General features: G+C 69.1%; 13 protein-coding genes. 7 read left to right on the forward strand and 6 right to left on the reverse strand.

From position 1 onward, the window contains the following. Window positions 1–10: 10 nt before the first annotated feature. The 3 genes from ACFOES_RS02670 to idi form a co-directional block, all read right to left on the reverse strand. Entirely contained in the window at window positions 11–880 is an 870-nt protein-coding gene (locus tag ACFOES_RS02670; protein WP_377831616.1) for a mechanosensitive ion channel family protein, read from the reverse strand. After that, on the reverse strand, window positions 874–1,173 hold the full coding sequence (locus ACFOES_RS02675; protein ID WP_377831617.1) for a 4a-hydroxytetrahydrobiopterin dehydratase: 300 nt from the start codon (window positions 1,171–1,173) through the stop codon (window positions 874–876). Before ACFOES_RS02675 ends, ACFOES_RS02670 begins: the two co-directional genes overlap by 7 nt. Before the next feature lie 361 nt (window positions 1,174–1,534). Then, window positions 1,535–2,065 carry an isopentenyl-diphosphate Delta-isomerase gene (gene idi / locus ACFOES_RS02680; protein WP_377831618.1) on the reverse strand — a complete coding sequence of 177 codons (531 nt, stop codon included), beginning with the start codon at window positions 2,063–2,065 and terminating at the stop codon, window positions 1,535–1,537. A 210-nt stretch (window positions 2,066–2,275) separates the two neighbouring features. Here idi and ACFOES_RS02685 point away from each other — a divergent pair, with 210 nt between their 5' ends. Then, entirely contained in the window at window positions 2,276–3,403 is a 1,128-nt protein-coding gene (locus ACFOES_RS02685; protein WP_377831619.1) for a polysaccharide biosynthesis/export family protein, read from the forward strand. A gap of 32 nt (window positions 3,404–3,435) precedes the next feature. Here ACFOES_RS02685 and ACFOES_RS02690 read toward each other — a convergent pair whose 3' ends face one another. Then, window positions 3,436–4,686 (reverse strand): glycosyltransferase, encoded by a 1,251-nt coding sequence (locus ACFOES_RS02690; RefSeq protein ID WP_377831620.1) that lies wholly within the window; start codon window positions 4,684–4,686, stop codon window positions 3,436–3,438. Window positions 4,687–4,836: 150 nt separating this feature from the next. On the opposite strand from ACFOES_RS02690, the gene ACFOES_RS02695 reads away from it, so the two are divergent. From ACFOES_RS02695 to ACFOES_RS02720, 6 genes are all read left to right on the forward strand, one after another. Beyond that, complete coding sequence (locus ACFOES_RS02695) at window positions 4,837–5,715, forward strand: NAD-dependent epimerase/dehydratase family protein (protein ID WP_377831621.1); 879 nt, start codon at window positions 4,837–4,839, stop codon at window positions 5,713–5,715. Beyond that, window positions 5,712–6,323 (forward strand): sugar transferase, encoded by a 612-nt coding sequence (locus ACFOES_RS02700; protein WP_377831622.1) that lies wholly within the window; start codon window positions 5,712–5,714, stop codon window positions 6,321–6,323. The genes ACFOES_RS02695 and ACFOES_RS02700 overlap by 4 nt, the downstream gene beginning before the upstream one ends. Window positions 6,324–6,545: 222 nt before the next feature. After that, a complete protein-coding gene (locus ACFOES_RS02705; RefSeq protein ID WP_377831692.1) occupies window positions 6,546–8,456 on the forward strand; it encodes a polysaccharide biosynthesis protein in 1,911 nt (636 codons plus the stop codon). A 155-nt stretch (window positions 8,457–8,611) separates the two neighbouring features. After that, a complete protein-coding gene (locus ACFOES_RS02710; RefSeq protein WP_377831623.1) occupies window positions 8,612–10,675 on the forward strand; it encodes a YjbH domain-containing protein in 2,064 nt (687 codons plus the stop codon). Beyond that, entirely contained in the window at window positions 10,672–11,322 is a 651-nt protein-coding gene (locus tag ACFOES_RS02715) for a YjbF family lipoprotein (protein WP_377831624.1), read from the forward strand. The genes ACFOES_RS02710 and ACFOES_RS02715 overlap by 4 nt, the downstream gene beginning before the upstream one ends. A gap of 121 nt (window positions 11,323–11,443) precedes the next feature. Next, complete coding sequence (locus ACFOES_RS02720; protein WP_377831625.1) at window positions 11,444–12,268, forward strand: YihY/virulence factor BrkB family protein; 825 nt, start codon at window positions 11,444–11,446, stop codon at window positions 12,266–12,268. Here the strand turns inward: ACFOES_RS02720 and ACFOES_RS02725 are convergent. Together ACFOES_RS02725 and ACFOES_RS02730 are read right to left on the reverse strand one after the other, a co-directional pair. After that, window positions 12,262–15,792, reverse strand: a complete 3,531-nt coding sequence (locus ACFOES_RS02725) for a translocation/assembly module TamB domain-containing protein (protein ID WP_377831626.1) — start codon at window positions 15,790–15,792, stop codon at window positions 12,262–12,264. The two genes, ACFOES_RS02720 and ACFOES_RS02725, sit on opposite strands and share 7 nt — an antisense overlap. Further along, window positions 15,792–17,594 carry an autotransporter assembly complex protein TamA gene (locus ACFOES_RS02730; protein ID WP_377831627.1) on the reverse strand — a complete coding sequence of 601 codons (1,803 nt, stop codon included), beginning with the start codon at window positions 17,592–17,594 and terminating at the stop codon, window positions 15,792–15,794. Before ACFOES_RS02730 ends, ACFOES_RS02725 begins: the two co-directional genes overlap by 1 nt. Window positions 17,595–17,715 lie beyond the last annotated feature (121 nt).

Consider the following 17,715-nt stretch of genomic DNA (forward strand, 5'->3'; position numbering starts at 1 on the left):
CACTCGCCCCTCAGCCCGCGCGCTCTTCCGTTTCCGCCGGCACGGTCACCATCGTCCGGGTCGGGAACGGGATGTCGATGCCGTGGGCGTCGAAGGCTTCCTTCACCTTGCGGGTCATGTCGGCCTTGTAGGCGAAGAAATCGCCGCTGCTGACCCAGTTGCGCACCAGGAAATCGACCGAGCTGTCGCCCAGGTTCGCCACCTGCACGAACGGCTCCGGCTCGGACAGGCTGCGCGGGTCTGCCGCCAGCGTCTCGCGGATCACCTTCTCGGCCAGGGCGAGGTCGCTGGCATAGCTGACCCCGAAGCTCCATTCGGCGCGCCGGGTCGGGTTGACCGAGTAATTGGTGATCGTGTTGCCCCAGACGCTGGCGTTGGGGACGATGATCTGCAGGTTGTCCGCCGTCGCCAGCTCGATGAAGTTCAGGGTGATCCCCTTGACGGTGCCCATCGTGCCGCCGACATCGACGAAATCGCCCAGCTTGAACGGCCGGAACAGGATGATCATCACCCCGGCGGCGACGTTCGACAGCGTGCCCTGCAGGGCCAGGCCGATGGCCAGGCCGGCGGCGCCGAGCACGGCGAGGATCGAGGTCGTCTGGATGCCGAAGGTGTTGAGCACGAACAGGACCGTGAAGGTCAGGATCGTGTAGCGGCTGATATTGCCGAGGAAGCTGAACAGGGTGGCGTCGAGCCGCTCGTGCATCTCTCCTAGCCGGCTGATGCGGCGATCGGCCCAGCGGCCCAGCAGGAAGCCGATCAGCAGGATCGCGATCGCGGCCAGCACGCTGCCGGCGACCGAGGCGAGGAAGGGGATCGTCACCGCATCGGCCAGCGACTTGCCCTGCACCAGCGGGGTATTCAGGATCGTGTTCAGCATCCGGCAAGCTGCTCCATCTTGGTTGCCAGTTTCACGTCGAGATCGGTCAGCCCGCCCGCGTCATGGGTGGTCAGCACGACCTCGACCGTCTTGTAGACATTGCGCCATTCGGGATGGTGGTTCCACTTCTCCGCCCAGATGGCAACCCGTGTCATCCAGCCGAAGGCGTCGATGAAGTTGGCGAAGCGATAGGTCTTGCCGATGGCGTCGCGATCGTCTGCCGGCCGCCAGCCGAGTTCGGCCAGCTCGGCCAGGGCTTCGCTGCGGGCGGGCTCTGCCAGAAGGTCTGCCATGCGCTGTCCTTTCCGTTGCGGTCGACCCGGGACCCGGGGCCGGCGGGCATGGGTGCAGGATCTAGCATGGTCGTGGCCGGGTGCCAGCGGACCATCGTGCCAACTCTTCCCTCCGCCCGGTGCGCGCGGGAACCGCGCAGGGCAAGCGCCTGCCCGTCCCGGCGGACTGGCGCTTTGGCGCCCGCGTGCAGCGCCCATATTGCAGAGGGACGTGGCTGCCATAAAGCTCGGCGTTCGGCTGTAGCGAGCGCCACCCCACGGGCAGGCGCTCGCCCTGCTTGCGTTGTGCCGGGCAGCAAAACGGCGATCAGGCTGGGGCAGGTGTCGGAAAGGCGTGCCGTTCCCGCTCGGCGCAATGGTCTCAGCGGCGCAGCAGGGTGCCGAAGATCCGGTCCTTGTGCTCGCCCATGTAGAGCCGCAGCCAGGGGGTGAACCGCTCGGGGTGCCGGGCGACCTCGGCGGCAAGATCGTAGAGGCCGACCCAGCGCACGTCGATCACTTCTTCGGGATTGGGCGTGATCACCATGCCGGGCGTGGCATAGGCGATGTAGATGTCGACGACCTCGTGCTCGACCATGCCGTTGCCGACATCGGCGCGGTATTCGACCCGGTCGCGATGGTTGGGGTAGAGCCCGGTGATCCCCAGTTCCTCGCGCAGCCGGCGGATCGCGCAATCGACCGGATCTTCGTCCCACATCGGATGGGTGCAGCAGGTATTCGCCCACAGTCCCGGCGTGTGGTACTTGTTCAGCGCGCGGCGCTGGATCAGCACGTTCTCTCCGTCCAGCACGAAGGTCGACACGGCCTTGTGTCGATAGCCGGCAAGATGGACCTCCATCTTGTTGGCCGGGGTCAGCGTGCCGTTCACCCAGGCGGGGATAAGCTCGTCCATGGTCGGACCCGTTTCGCGTTGGCTCTGCTCCAGCCATAGCGCAGGCGGCGGCGGCTGACACCCCGGCATGGTGACACAGGCAGCAGAGCGGGTAAGACACTGACGGGCAACGCGGTTGACCCAAGCGCCGGCCCGGGTATGGTCGGGTTTCGAAAAAAGGCTAATGCCTTCGCGCCCCGGTTGTCGGGCGACGGAGCCTTGGGGGACAGGATGCCGGAATTCAAACGTCGCCAAGTGATGATGCTGGGGGCCGGTCTGGCCGTGTCCGCCTGCAGCCTGCCGCGCGGGGCGGCGCGCGAATCCGAGATCGTCAAGAACGCCCGCACGGATCAGCTTGAAGGCTTTGCCGTCTACCATGTCACGCGCGGCCTGGTGCCGGTGGTGGCGAAATGGCCGATGACCGGCAGCGGGCCGCGCGGCGGCTGGCTGAGCCATGGCGGCGCCCAGCGCGCGCCGGTGATCGCCATCGGCGACAGGCTGCATGTGGTGATCTGGGACAGCGAATCCAATTCGCTGCTGATGTCGCCCGAGCAGAAGGCGGTGACGCTGAGCGACCTTGTGGTCGATGAGCGCGGCGGCGTCTTCGTGCCCTACATCAAGCACATCACCGTTGCCGGGAAGACCGTGGAAGAGGCGCGCAAGCTGATCCAGGAGAAGATGATCGCCATCACGCCCTCGGCCCAGGTCCAGCTGACGGTCGAGCCGGGGCGGCACAACTCGGTCGAGCTGGTCGGTGGCGTCGGCAAGCCCGGCAGCTATCCGCTGTTCGAACGCGGCGTGACCCTGCTGTCGCTGATCTCGCAGGCCGGCGGCGTCCAGTCCGGGCTGCGCAACCCGATCGTCCGGCTGAGCCGCGGCGGCCGGATCTACGTCACCACGGTGTCCAAGCTCTACGCCAACCCGTCCTTCGACACGGTGCTGCGCGGCGGCGACAAGGTGATCGTCGAGCCCGATCCGCGCAACTTCATCGCCATCGGCGCGGCGCGGCGCGAGCAGCTGGTGCAGTTCCCCAAGGATGACGTCAGCGCGCTGGACGCGGTGGCCGAGATCGGCGGCATCAACGATTTCCGCGCCGATCCCAAGGGGATCCTGGTCCTGCGCCAATACGACCAGAAGGCGGTGTCGAAGACGGACAGCGGCCCGAGCCAGGCCCAGGCGATCTTCATCATCGACCTGACCAGCGCCGACGGGCTGTTCGCGGCGCACCGGTTCCAGATCCATCCCGACGACGTCGTCTATGTCTCGGAAAGCCCGCTGACCACGATCGACACGATCTCGGGCATCCTCGGCACGATCCTCGGCCTCGGCCGCCGGTCGCAGGTGCTGTCCAACAACTGAGCGCCGTGGCGCGCTCGCGCCGCGCCTCAGCCTCAGGCGGGCGGCGCGATCTGCTTGGCCCGGGGCAGCAGGCTGTTGATCTTCTCGATATGGACCTTCAGCGTCGCGGTCAGGAAATCGTATTTCTCGACCACGTCGGCCCGCGCCTGCACCCCGAGATGGGCGAAATCGTCGGGCCGGGCCAGCACCTCGGAGACCTGTTTCGCCAGCGCCTCGGGCTGGAAGAAATCGACCAGCAGGCCGTTCTCGCCATGGCGGATCACTTCGCGCACCGGGGCCACGTCGGAGGCCACGATGGTCGCCTGCATCGACATCGACTCGAGCAGCGACCAGGACAGCACGAAGGGCACCGTCAGGTAGATGTGGCAGCGGCTGAGCTGGATCACCTGCTGGTAGCCTTCAAAGGGCACGCGACCGAAGAAATGCACCCGGTCCCAGTCGACCCGGTCGCCGACCTCGCGCTCCATCTCGGCGCGATAACCGCCCTCGGCGTCGCTGCCCTTGCCATAGGAGACCTCGTTGCCGCCGATGACCAGGGCGCGGGCGTTGGGCCGGGCCTCGAGGATATGGGGCAGGGCGCGCATGAAGGTGTGGAAGCCGCGGGTCGGCTCCATGTTGCGCGCCATGTAGGTGAAGATCTCGTCATCCCGCGTCACCGGCCGTTCGACCCGGCCCAGCTTCACGCTGGCCCCGGGATTGGGCAGCAGCCGATCGGTGCGGACGCCGTCATGGCAGACATAGCTCTTGGCGCCGAATTCGGGCGGGTAGGTATTCATTTGCCATTGCGTCGGGCTCTGGCCGAGATCGACGGTCGAGAGGTTGAGGTAGTTGATCGCGTTGCGGGAATGCATGATGTAGGGCGAGTCGGGCGAGGCCGGGTATTCCGGATCGAACCCGACCGAGCCGCCCTCGGCGAGGAAGTAGTATTCCCAGTAGCCAAGCACCGGCGCCTGCGGCCAGACCTGCTTGACGAAGGTCAGCTCGCCCCAGCCGACATGGCCGAGGATGACATCGGGGGTAAAGCCCTGCTCCTTGAGCTTCCGGCAGGCCACCGCCGCGCCATAGCCGGCGCCGACGCAGTCCTCGTAGTAGCGTGACAGGGCGTAGCTTTCCTTGTCCGCCTTGTGATGCGTGGCGTAGCGGACGATGGTCAGCCCCTGCATCTGCGGCGTGTCGCGGCGCTGGGTCAGGAAGACGATGCGGTGCTGGTTCTGGGCGACCAGCCATTCGACGATCTGCCGGTATTGGCCGGGAAAGTTCTGATGGACAAAGAGAATGTTCATGACGGCAATTAATGTTCCCAAGGCTGTGTCCCCAATCGTTAGGCAAACTCGTCAGGTCCGGCAAGCCATAGTGCACGGCGGCTGGAAACGGCTGGACTTGGCCGCGAGCGGCACGATACTCGGCTGGCAAGCGGCGGGGAACACACGGGCATGACGGGCCGGGCGGCAGCGGAAATCAGGGTGCTGGTCACCGGCGGCAGCGGCCGGCTGGGCCGGATGCTGCGCGCCGCCTGGAGCCGGCAGCCGCCGCCGGGGCTGCGGCCGCTGTGGCAGGGGCGCGGGACGGAGGCCGGGCTTCGCTGGGACATCCTGGACGCACCCTGGCCGGAGGCCGCCCCGGCGCCGCGCGTGGTGCTGCATCTCGCCGGGGTGGTGCCAGGGCCGGGCGCGCGGCTCGCCGACAATACCGCGCTGGCGCTGGCGGTCTGCCGGATGGCGGCGAAACAGGGCGCAGCGCATGTCTTTCTCAGTTCCAGTGGCGCGGTCTACGGGCCGACGCCGAAGGGTGCCGCCAGCGAAGAGGACCCGGTGGCGCCGGCGAACGACTACGGCCGGGCCAAGTTCGAGATGGAGCAGGCGGCGCTGGACTGGCGCCGCGCGGCCGGGCCGGGCGCACCGGGGTTGACGATGCTGCGGATCGGCAACGTCGCCGGGGCCGATGCGCTGCTGGCCCCGGCGCGCGACGCGCTGGTGCTCGACGATTTCCCCGGCCGGCCGGGCGGCCCGCTGCGCTCTTACATCGGCCCCGAGACACTGGCCCGGCTACTGGCGGGGCTGGCCCGGCAGGCAGCGGCCGGGGCGACGCTGCCCGAACGGCTCAACATCGCCGCGCCGCACCCGGTGGCGCTGGCCGATCTGGCTCGGGCCGCCGGCTTGGGCGTCACCCTGCGCCCGGCGCCCGCGGGCGCGGTGCCGCGGGTCGTGCTCGACACCGCCCGGCTGCAGGCGCTGCTGCCGGTGGCCGAGGGGGACAGCGACCCGGAAGAGATGGTGGCCCAGTGGCGCCGCATCGGCGGGAGGAATGCGTGACCTTTTCCAAACGACTGTTCGATATCCTCGCGGCGCTGTTCCTGTCCGCCCTTCTGGCCCTGCCCTTCGCGCTGCTGCTGCTCGTGTTGCTGGTCGTCGAGGGGCGACCGATCTTCTATGTCGCCGAGCGGATGAAAACGCCCGGCCGCGGCTTCAAGCTGTGGAAGCTGCGCACCATGACCACGGCCGCGGGCGAGCGTGGCGTGTCGGGCGGCGACAAGGCGGCGCGGGTGACGCGGGTCGGCCGGCTGCTGCGGCGCTATCGCCTCGACGAGATCCCGCAGCTGTGGAACGTGCTCAAGGGCGACATGAGCTTCGTCGGTCCGCGTCCGCCGCTGCGCGAATATGTCGAGCGTTTCCCCGACATCTATGCCGAGGTGCTGCAGAACCGCCCCGGCATCACCGGCACCGCCAGCCTGATTTTTCACGGCCATGAGGAGCGCCTGCTCGCCGCCTGCCGCTCGCCAGCCGAGACCGATGCGGTCTATTGCCGGCGTTGCATCCCGCGCAAGGCCCGGCTCGACCTGATCTACGCCCGCAATCAAAACCTGTGTTTCGATATCGCATTGATGGGCCGGACCGCCGGCCGGATGCTGCGCCGGCGCTGAACCGTATCGGCACCGCCCCGTCGTGCGGCGGCGTGCGAAAACCCGCTCAAGAGTTGTGCGATTGCCTCAAATGCTTGCTGCAGGGCAACGAATAAGCTACCGCTTCAATATTATTTGCTGTTCGTAGTGAAAGTATATGCGATTCGTCCGTTTGTCATCGGCAGCGGAGGGAAGTGACGAACAGTTTGAGATATGGATTTCAGGTTGCCGAATCTGACGCAAATACACGACGCATTATTCGAGTTCGTGACCAGGACGAGCCGATCGCACAAACGCCTGATCCTGCTCGGGGTCGACCTGCTCACCGCGCCGCTGGCCCTGATGGTGACCTTCGGACTTCTCTACAACACGCTGCTGCCCACTGTCGTCATCGAGCAGACGCTGACCCTGCTGCCGGCGATCGGCGGCGCGGCGGTGCTGACCTCGGTCGCGCTGGGGTTGCACCGGATCAAGCTCAAGGCCTATGAATCCCGCGCCATCCTGAAGACGGCGCTGTTCTCGGCCGTCGTCGCCGGGTTCTACGGTGTGCTGGCGACGCTGTCGGACAGTACCCTGCCGGGCGCGGCCACCGTCCTGTTCGGCATCATCCTGTTCCTGATGTCGGTCGCCACCCGTTTCCTGATGCTGCATTTCGTGCTCTGGATCTATCGCCGCGGCCGGCCGCGGGTCCGGGTTCTGATCTACGGCGCCGGCACCACCGGCATGCAGCTGGCCACCGCCCTGCGGACCCACGAGACGATCGACCCGGTCGCCTTCGTCGACGACAATCCCGGCCTGCACCAGATGACCATCGCCGGGCTGCCGGTCTATCCCGCCGGCCAGATCGGCGAGGTGGTGCATACCCGCGCGATCAACCGGGTGCTGCTGGCGATGCCCTCGGCCTCGACGCCCAAGCAGGCGCAGATCGCCCGTCGCCTGCAAAGCATGGGGCTCGACGTGCTCACCCTGCCGTCCTTCGCCCAGCTGGTCGGGGTCGAGGAACTGGTCGACCAGCTGGCGCCGGTGCGCCCGGGGCGTTTCCTCGGTCGCCAGAAGCTGGATGCCGAGCTGCCGGCGGGGGCCGGCGCCTATACCGGGCGCAACATCCTGGTCACCGGGGCCGGCGGCTCGATCGGGTCCGAGCTGTGCCGCCAGCTGCTGACCTACCAGCCGGCGCGGCTGGTGCTGTTCGATGTCAGCGAACTGGCGCTCTACAATATCGATCGCGATCTGCGCACCGCCGCCGATCTGACCGACACCGAGATCGTGCCGGTCCTGGGCTCGGTCACCGACGCGCGGGTGACGCGGATGGTGATGACCGAGCAGGAGATCGACGTCGTCCTCCATGCCGCGGCCTACAAGCATGTGCCGCTGGTCGAGGCCAACCCGCTGGCGGGATTGGCCAACAACGTGCTGGGCACCCGCACCCTGGCCGATGTCGCCGGAGAGGCGGGGGTGAAGAGCTTCATCCTGATCTCGACCGACAAGGCGGTGCGGCCGGCGAATGTCATGGGCGCCTCGAAGCGGCTGGCCGAGATGGTGGTGCAGGATCTCGCCAAGCGTTCGAAGGACACGGTGTTCTCGATGGTCCGTTTCGGCAACGTGCTGGGCTCGTCCGGCTCGGTCGTGCCGCTGTTCCACGAGCAGATCGCCAAGGGCGGCCCGGTAACGCTGACGCACGAGGACGTCTCGCGCTATTTCATGACCATCGGCGAAGCCGCGCGGCTGGTGCTGCTGGCCGGGTCCTTCGCCCGCGGCAACGACGAAAGCCGCGGCGGCGACGTCTTCGTGCTCGACATGGGAGAGCCGGTGAAGATCCGCGAACTGGCGCGGCAGATGATCGAGGATCAGGGCTATACCGTGCGCGACGCGGACAATCCCGACGGCGATATCGAGATCGTCACCACCGGGTTGCGGCCGGGCGAGAAGCTGACCGAGGAGCTGCTGATCGGCGAGGGGCTGCTGACCACGCCGCATCCCAAGATCCTGCGCGCCGAGGAAAGCAGCCTGTCCGAGCTCGAGGTCGCCGGCGCGTTGCGGGCGCTGCGGGCGGCGCTGGCCAGCGGCGACAGCGAGGCCGGGCTCGCGATGCTGCGGCGCTGGGTCGACGGCTACCAGCCCGGCGGCGTGCCGGATTTGCAGAAAAGCCTCTAGCCGCGACTTCGCCGCGACGCAGGATTGCCCGCGAGTCGGCGACTAACTAGGATACCCGAAATCAGGGAGTTTTCCGCGTGACCCCAAGGCTTTCCGCTGCCCGCCGGATATGGCGAACGGCTTCTTTTCTGACGCTTGTCGCCGCGGCCGCGCCGGTGCATTCGGAGGCGCTGGACGGCGCCCCCAGCCTGAATCTCTATGGCGCGAGCGGCTTGATCGACATGCCTTCGGCCGAGCAGCAGCCCGACGGCACGCTCGGCATGACGGTCTCGCATTTCGCCGGCATCACCCGGACCACGATGAGCTTTCAGATCGCACCGCGGCTGTCGGGCAGCTTCCGCTATACCTCGATCGCGAACTGGAACCCGGGCGGCGGCCTCCCGACCTATTACGACCGATCGTTCGATTTGCGTTACCTGCTGCTCAGGGAGGGCCGCTACCGGCCGGCGGTGACGGTGGGGGTGCAGGACTTCATCGGCACCAGCATCAGCGCCGGCGAATATCTCGTCGCGAGCAAGCGGATGCAGCCGCGGCTGACGCTGTCCGGGGGCCTGGGCTGGGGCCGCTACGGCAGCCATGGCAGTCTCGGCACGCCTTTCGGCGCGCGACCGGCGGTGAAGGTCGGCAAGGGCGGCAAGTTCAATTTCAACGATCTGTTCCGCGGTCCCGTCGCCCCTTTCGCCGGCGTCGAGTGGCGCCCGACGGACCAGCTCGGCTTCAAGCTGGAATATTCCTCGGACAACTACGACCGCGAGGCCGGCAGCCATGACAGCTTCAAGCGCCGCAGCCCGTGGAATCTGGGGATGGAGTATCGGCTGAACAATAGCTACCGGCTCGGCGCCTATTACCTCTACGGCTCCGAGATCGGGGCCCGCCTGAGCATCGTCCTCAATCCCAGGGACCGTCCGACCAAGGGCGTTCTTGGCCCGGCCCCGGCGCCGGTGGCGCTGCGGCCGTCGCGGACGGCGACCCCCGGCGCCTGGAGCACGAGCTGGACCACCACGCCCGGCACGGGCGCGGCGCTGGGCGACGCGCTCGACAGCCGGCTGCGTGCCGAGGGCATGCAGATCGAGGCGCTGTCGGTCACCGCCACGCGGGCGCAGTTGCGCCTGGTCAACAGGCGCTACGAATCCGCGCCCCAGGCAATCGGCCGCGCCGCCCGGGTGCTGAGCCGGGTCATGCCAGCCTCGGTCGAGACCTTCGAGATCGTGCCGGTGGTCAACGGCATACCGATGTCGAAGGTGACATTGCGGCGCAGCGATCTCGAGCGGCTGGAATTCGCGCCGAACGCGGCCGCCGGATTGCGCCGCCGGGTCAGCCTGGGCGATGCCGGCGGCAGCGTGCCCGATGGCGCGATCCGCGAAACCGCGCTGGCGCCGGCCTTCACCTGGTGGCTCGGGCCCTATGGCCGGTTCAGCTATTTCGATCCCGACAACCCGTTGCGCGCCGATTTCGGGGGCCGGCTGCGGGCGCGTTACGCGATCCGGCCGAACCTGTTCCTGTCGGGCTCGCTCACCAAGAAGGTGGTCGGCAATCTCGATCAGTCGACCCGCAAGTCGAACTCGGTGCTGCCGCATGTCCGTTCGGACAGCTACCTCTACGACAAGCACGCCGACCCGGATCTCGAGCGGCTGACATTGGCCTGGTACGGCCGGCCGGGCCGCGATCTCTACAGCCGGGTCACCATGGGCTATCTCGAGCGGATGTATGGCGGGGTTTCGGGCGAGATCCTGTGGAAGCCCGTCAACAGCCGCTTCGCGCTGGGGACCGAACTCAACTACGTCAGGCAGCGCGATTACGGCGGCGGCCTGGGTTTCCTGAGCTACAAGGTCGCGACCGGCCATGTCTCGGCCTATTACCAGTTCGGCAACGGCTATTTCGGCCAGGTCGATGCCGGCCGCTACCTGGCCGGCGACTGGGGCGCGACCGTCACCCTCGACCGCATCTTCGCCAATGGCTGGCGCGTCGGCGCCTTCGCCACGCTGACCAACGTCTCGGCCGCCGATTTCGGCGAGGGCTCGTTCGACAAGGGCATCCGCATCCGGATTCCGATCGCCTGGGGCATCGGCCATCCGACCCGGGTCGGCAGGATGGGCGTGATCCGCCCGCTCACCCGCGACGGCGGCGCCCGGCTCGAGATCGACGGCCGGCTGTATGAATCGCTGCGCGAATACCATGGCTATGCGCTCGACAAGGATTGGGGACGGGTATGGCGATGACCGCGAAAGCGATGCGGGCGGCGCTGGCGCTGCTGGCGGCGGCGAGCCTTGCCGGTTGCGGCTCGGATCTCGGCGGGCAACAGCAGGCCGGCGCGCTCAAGGCCGTGATCGGCGCGCGCGCCAAGGTCGGGCCGACCCATCTCAGCCGGGCGCAGATCCGCGCCGCCGGCGAGCCGCTGCTGCTGGCGGAATCGAGGGCGAAACATCTGCGCGCCTATCTGACCAGGCTGGGCACCAACGGCGCGGTCGTGACCTGGGTCTCGCGCGACGACCGCACGGTCAGCCTCGGCGACGGGTTGCTGGTCCAGACCCGGGGGCTGGGCGAGGACCTGATGTCGGCCGCGCCGCCGTCCTTGGCGGCGTTGCGCCGCGGCCGCGGCACGGTTGCGGCAACCTACTATTTCCTCGACGGCAACGACCAGAGCTACGCGGTGCCGGTGACCTGCCGGCTGACCGACAACGGCCATGAAACGCTGACGATTGCCGAGCGGCCCTATCGGCTGCACCATGTCAGCGCGCGCTGCCGCGGCGGCTCGGTCGGGTTCACCAACGACTACTGGTTCGACACGCGCGGAAGGCTCCGGACGTCGCGGCAGTGGATCAGTCCCAGCCTGGGCGTTTTCGCGTTCACGGACCTCGCACCGTGAGCCTGCAGCGGGTGCGCCCCAGGGTGCGCCTCGGGAGGCTCCCCCGGGCTGCGGGTCAAGCGCATGAAGGGCGCGATACCGGGGCGGTTGGAGACCGGGGGCCGATGACGGAGGACGGCGGATGCTGCAGACAGTGATCGGCGTGGTGCGGATCGTCGGCGACAGCAAGCTGGGGCTGATCGCCGCCGGCGTGGCCTTCTTCGCCATGCTGGCGATCTTCCCCGGCGTCGCCGCCGTCATCGCGCTCTGGGGCTATGTCTACGACCCGTCGGTGATCCTGGGCCAGACCGCGCTGCTGGCCGATTTCCTGCCGCCGAGCGCCTTCGCCATCCTCAAGGGCCAGGTCGAGACGCTGGTCGCGGCCAATAACAGCGCGCTGGGCTGGGCCTCGATCTTCTCGACCCTGTTCGCGCTGTGGTCGGCGCGCTCGGGCGTGGCGGCGCTGATGCAGGGGCTGAACACGATCCACGGCACCCGCGACCGCGGCGGCTTCTGGCACATCGTGGCGGCGCTGGTGCTGACGCTGGTGCTGATCGGCGTGGCGCTGACTGCGCTGGCGCTGGTGATCGTGCTGCCCATCGTCCTTGCCTTCTTTCCGCTGGGCGGCTGGGCCGCGCAGGCGCTGGTGGCCGGGCAATGGATCATGGCGCTGGCGGTGGTGCTGCTGGGGATCGCGCTGGTCTACCGCTACGGCCCCAACCGCGAAGGCGTCCGCACGCCCTGGCTGTCGCCGGGCCTGGCGCTGGCGGTGGTGCTCTGGGCCGTCGCCTCGCTGGGCTTTTCCTACTACATCGCGAATTTCGGCAGCTACAACCGGATCTACGGCTCGATCGGCGCCGTGATCGCGCTGTTGATGTGGTTCTATATCAGCGCCTACGTCATCCTTCTTGGGGCCGCGCTGAACGAGGAGATCGAGGCCGAGCGGCCCCACGCGCGCTATCAGTAGTCGCGCTCGTAGAACACGCCGACCCCGGTATTGCCGTCCGATCCCGCCTTGCCGCGCAGCGTCACCGACTTGCTGACGTCGAGGTTGAGATGGATCTCCGAGGTGCCGTCCTGGCCGACGGTGACGTCGGTATAGAGGTTCTTCGACAGGTATTTCCCGACCTTGACCGAGGTGTTGCCGGTGGCGTCGGTGACGATGTCGAGATCGTCGAGGCCGAAGCCCTTGCGCAGCTTGGTCACGATCCCCTCGCCGCCCTTGCCGGCCAGTGTGGCGACCGCCGAGGCCAGCTGCGCCGCCTGGAAGGCCGAGATCTTCGACAGGTCGCGGCCGAAGAGCAGCTGGGCCAGCACTTCCTCCTGCGGCAGTTCCGGGGTCGAGGAGAAGGTGATCTGCGGGTCGGTGGCGTCGCCGTCGATGGTGACGATCGCGGTGACGCCGTTGCTGGTATTGGCCGCTTCGAGGTGGACGTAGGGCACGAAGCGCCCCTCGAGCCGCAGCTGGCCCTGGGTCAGGTCGAGCCGCTTGCCGAGGATTTCCAGCCGGCCGCGGCGCAGGTCGAAACCGCCGATCGGGACGATGTCGGCGGTGGTGTCGGTCAGCGACAGCTGGCCGCCCAGTTCGGCATCCAGGCCGCGGCCGCGGACGAAGACCTGCGACGGCGCCGAGACGGTGATGTTGAGGCCGAAGGGCCGGCGCGGCGTCTTGTCGGGGCGGCTGGCGGCCGTGCCGACGCCGGCGCGGGCGAGCGTGGCGCGCACGGCGGCGCTCGCGCCCTTCTGCACCAGCCCCTCGGGCATCGCGGCCGACCCGCCGATCCCGGTCGAGGGCACCCGGATCTCGGTCGGTCCCAGCCCCAGCCGTCCGGCGATCTGCGCCCCGCCGGCCAGCGGCCCGGAGATCTTCATGCTGCCCGAGACCGTGGTCGCGAACAGCTCCGGGTCCTTCAGCCCGACGCGGGCGAGGCTGACGGCAAGGTTGCTGGCATAGGGCGGGCTCAGGTCGATCGGGCCGGACAGGGTGACGGTGCCGCCACCGATGGTCAGCTTGCCCGAGACGCTCGCCGATCCGCCCGACAGCGTCACCGCGACATCCATCGGATCGGCGGTCAGGCCGAGCAGCGGCGCGACGAAGCGGGCGCCGTTCAGCGTGACCCGGCCCGAGAGCGAGGATAGTTTCGGCGGCCCGTCCAGCGTCAGGTCGAAGCGCAGCGGCCCGCTGACCGCGCGCGGTTCGATGAAGCTGTTGGCGACCTCGGCCCGGCCGCTGCCGCTGACGCTCAGCTTGGCGCTGGCGAAATCGGCGGCGACGCGGCCCTTGACCGTGGCGTCGATCCCGCCCGGCCCCTTGGCATTGAGGTCGACGGCATAGCCCTTGCCGTCATCGGTGATCGTGCCCTCGGTCGTCACCGGCCCGGGCAGGCCGGGGGCAATGAGGGCGAGGTCGTTCAGCTTGGCGCTCAGGTCGACGCGCCGGCTGGCATCGCCGGCCACGGCCTTGGCCTGCGCCGAAAGCTGCGGGTTGAAGAGGTCGATATGATCGACATGGATCACGCCCTTTGTCCGCCGCGCCTTCAGAGACAGCTTGGTCTCGCCTTTCAGCAGCCGGTCGGCGGTGGCCTGTCCCAGCGCCAGATCGGTACCGGTGCCGTCCAGCGTCAGGCTGCCGGTGCCGTCCGCCTCGACATATTGCGCCTGCGCCTTGAGGCTGCCGCCGTAACCCTTGCCGAGTTGGCCGAGATCGCTGAAGGCGAGGCTGGCGCGCAGGTCGTTGGCGCCGGTCTTGAGCACGCCCTCGGCATCGGCCGACAGGCTGGCGGCGCGGATCGTCAGCTGGCGCAGGGTGGTGCCGGTCGTGTCGCGCTTGGCCGACAGCGCGATATGGCTGGGGCCTTGCAGCAGGGCGTCGAGCTCGGGCTGGCCCGCCTGCAGGCCGGTGCCGTCGATCCGGGCGGTGGCATCGAAACTGCCGGCCAGCAGCGCCGACTTGCCGTCGATCTGCGCCGTCGCCTTGCCGGCGAGCGGCCGCCCGGCGAGAGCGGCGAAGCGCGACAGGTCGTCGGCGCGGGCGCTGGCCTTGCCCTCGACGAACAGCGCGGCACCGATGCCGCTGACGTCAGCGGAGGCGGTCAGCCCGTAATCGGCGCCGGTAAGCCGGAGGTCGGAGAGCTGCAGCGGCTTGCCCTGTTGCCAGCGAAAGCCGGTCGCCGCCTGCAGCGCCGAACCCAGCGCCTTGCCCAGCGCCTGATCTTCCGGCGCGAGGCCGGAGACGGCCACCCGCAGGCTGCCATCCACCGCGCCGGGCGTCGTGCCCTGGTGGGCGATGGTGCCGCTGCCGGTCAGCGTCGCCTGCGCCAGTTTCAGCCCGGGACGCTCCAGCCCCGACAGCGCCAGCCGCCCGCTCCAGCCGTCGCCCTGGCCGGCATCGTATTTCAGCAGCAGGTCGGCGCGGCCGACCCGGGTGCGCTGGCCCGGGATCGGCAGCAGCACCGGCGCGCCGTCCGCCGCCGCCATCTGGCCGGAGATGTCGAGGAATTGCGGCAGCCCGTCGGGCGCCAGCGTCACCTTGCCGGCCAGCGTGATCTGCCTGGCCGTCAGCTGCATCTGGCTGAGCTCGGTCACGCCCGAGGGCAGTTGCGCGCCGGTGACGGCCAACTGGATGTCCGGGCCGAAGAAGGCGCGGTAATCGGGGGCGAAAAGCGGCGCGATATCGCCGCCGATTTCGGCCGAGAAGTGCCGCGTCGTGCCCGCGTCGTCGGTGGAACTGGCCAGCTTGACAGTGCCGGTCAGGCGCTCCTGGCCGTCGGTCGCCAGCCGGATATCGGCGCTGTAATCCTCCAGCGGCCCGGTGCCCTTGGCGGTCAGCTCCAGCGCCGGCGCGCCGGGCAGGCCGATCAGGTTGGTCATGATGCCGTCGGCGCCCTCGCTGACGTTGAGGTCGAGCGCGAGCTGGCGCGAGGCGTTGGCATAGCTGGCCTTGAGCGCGATCACGCCCTCTTTGCCGTCGATCCGCTTGAGCGAGATATCCGTCGCCCCCTCGCCGCCGGCGAGGCTCAGGCTGCCCTGCACCGCGACCGTCGCCGCCTGGCCCAGCACCGGCGCGCCCAGCACCACCTTCTTCGCCTCGATCTTGCCGATCGAGATCGAGACCGGCAGTTCCGGCAGGCTGAAGCCGCTGGCCTCGGCCGAGGGTGGGGCGGTGCTGGCCGGGGCCGAGGATTGCGGCAGCCGCGGCAGGTCGATCTCCGCCGCGCTGAGCTCGTTGACCTCGACCCGGCCGCCCAGCAGGGCGCTGCGCGACCAGTCCAGCGTCACGCCTTTCAGCGTCAGCCAGATGCCCTTGTCGTCGGCGATCGTCAGCTGCTTCATCGTCGCCTTCGACGACAGCGCGCCCACGAAACCCTCGATCTTCACCTGCCGGCCGGCACCCGACAGGTTGTCCTCGAGCAGCGAGGTCAGGTAGCCGCCGCCGTCCTGGCCCCAGGCGAGGCTCGGCAGGAAGAGGAGAAGAAGAACCAGAATACGCATCAGAAGGCCTGCCCGATCCCGACATAGATTTGCACGCCCTTGCCGGTGCCGCCCGAGACCGGCGCGGCGACGTCGAGCCGGATCGGCCCGATCCCGGTGAAGTAGCGCAGCCCCAGCCCGGCCCCGGCCTGCCAGCTGCCGCTGCCATCGGGCAGGCTGGTGGCGCCGACATAGCCCGCGTCGTAGAAGGCGACGGCGCCGAAGGAGGCGGTCAGCTTGGCCCGGACCTCGCCCGACAGGCCGACGAAGCTGCGCCCGCCGCTGCGCTGGGTCGGGCTGATCGCGTAGACGCCGAGCGACTGGTAGGGCTGGCCGCGCACCGTGCCGCCGCCGCCGGAATAGAACAGGTAGTCGCGCGGCGTGTCGGCGATGGGCGAGCGCAGCACGCTGCCCAACTGCAGCCGCCCCGCCAGCACCAGCCGCTTGCCGAGCGGTCGGTAGCCGCGGGCGTCGAGCTTGAGCTGCGCCCCGGTGCCGGTGCCGCCGAAGCCGACGAAGGGCATCACGGCGGCGTCGAGATAGGTGCCGCGCCGCGCGTCCAGCTTGTCGTCGCGGCTGTCATAGGTGGCGCCCAGCGGGAAGGTGACATCGCGATAGCGGGTCAGGCCGGTGGAATCGGTGACCCGCGAGGCCTGGTAGCCGATCCCGGCCGACAGGGTCAGCCGGTCGCTGACGAGCCGGGTCAGGCCGACCTCGGTCGCCGCCCGGGTCTCGGTATAGTCGGTCTCGTCCAGCCGCTCGGCCAGGGCGAGGGCGTAGAGCGTGCTGTCGGCATTGACCACCGCCGGCCGGTCGAGCCGGACCGAGAAGCTGTAATCGGGATTGCCGGCCGCGCCGATGCCGCTGATCTTGCCGTCGAAGCGCAGCCGCTGGGCGTCGTTGAACAGGTTGCGGTGCAGCCAGTAGCCCGACAGGGTCAGCCCGTCGAGGCTGGCGATCTCGGCGCCCACGCCGATGCGGTGCTTCTTGGCGTCGACCAGCGCGGCGGTGACGTCCATGTTGTCGCCCGGCCCCAGTGTGCCCGCCTCGGTCAGCGCGACCGAGCGGAAGGCGCCGGCGCGGCGCAGGCGGGTGGCGACCTTCTCTTCCTTCCTGGGATCGAAGGTCTCGCCGGTCGGGAAGCCGGCGATCTGGCGGATGCGCTTTTCCCGCACCGTCGAGCGGCCGGTGATGATCAGATTGCCGAAGGTGACGCGCGGACCGGGGGCGATGGCGACATCGGCGTTCAGCTTCGCCGCCGGGTGGTCGGCGACGATCCGGCGCTGGCCCGGCGCGGCCTTGGCATGGCCCGCATCGCGCCAACTGCTCACCGCGCTCGACACCGCTGCCTGCAGCACGTCGCTGCGCGCCGGCTGGCCCGGGGCGAATTCGCCGGGCAGCGAGGTTCCGGGCGCCAGCGGCGCGATCCGCGCCTGGCCGAAGGTGAAGGCCGGGCCGGGGGCGACCGAGACGCTGATCTTGCGGATCGCGCGCGGCGCGTCCAGCGGCGCGATCGCCGCCGCCTCGCGCCCGTCGATGCGGATATGGATGACGCCGGAATAGTAGCCGGCCGCGTAAAGCGCCCCCAGCAGCCGGGCGTAATCGGCCCGGGCGGCGGCGAACAGGTCCTGCGGGTCGGTCTTGCCCTCGGCCTCGGAGGTGACCAGCAGCGAGGCGGCGCGCAGGCTTTTCGTCAGGCCGGCATCGGCGCCGGGGGCGGCGAAATCGAGGCTGTCGAGCGCCGCCGCGGGCTGGGCGAGTCCGGCCGCCAGCAGCAGTGCCGCCGCACCGCGCCGTCCCGGGAAACCGAATCTGCCGCTCAATGCCCTGGTCACTGAAATGCCCACCGAAATAGTCCCGCCCAATTCCCGTGAATGTCGCATGGCCGCCCGGGGACGGCAATGTCGCCGGGCAACGGGATGAGAGAAAATTCGCCGCCCGCGC

It is taken from the genome of Acidimangrovimonas pyrenivorans (assembly GCF_042643245.1).
Taxonomy (GTDB): domain Bacteria; phylum Pseudomonadota; class Alphaproteobacteria; order Rhodobacterales; family Rhodobacteraceae; genus Acidimangrovimonas; species Acidimangrovimonas pyrenivorans.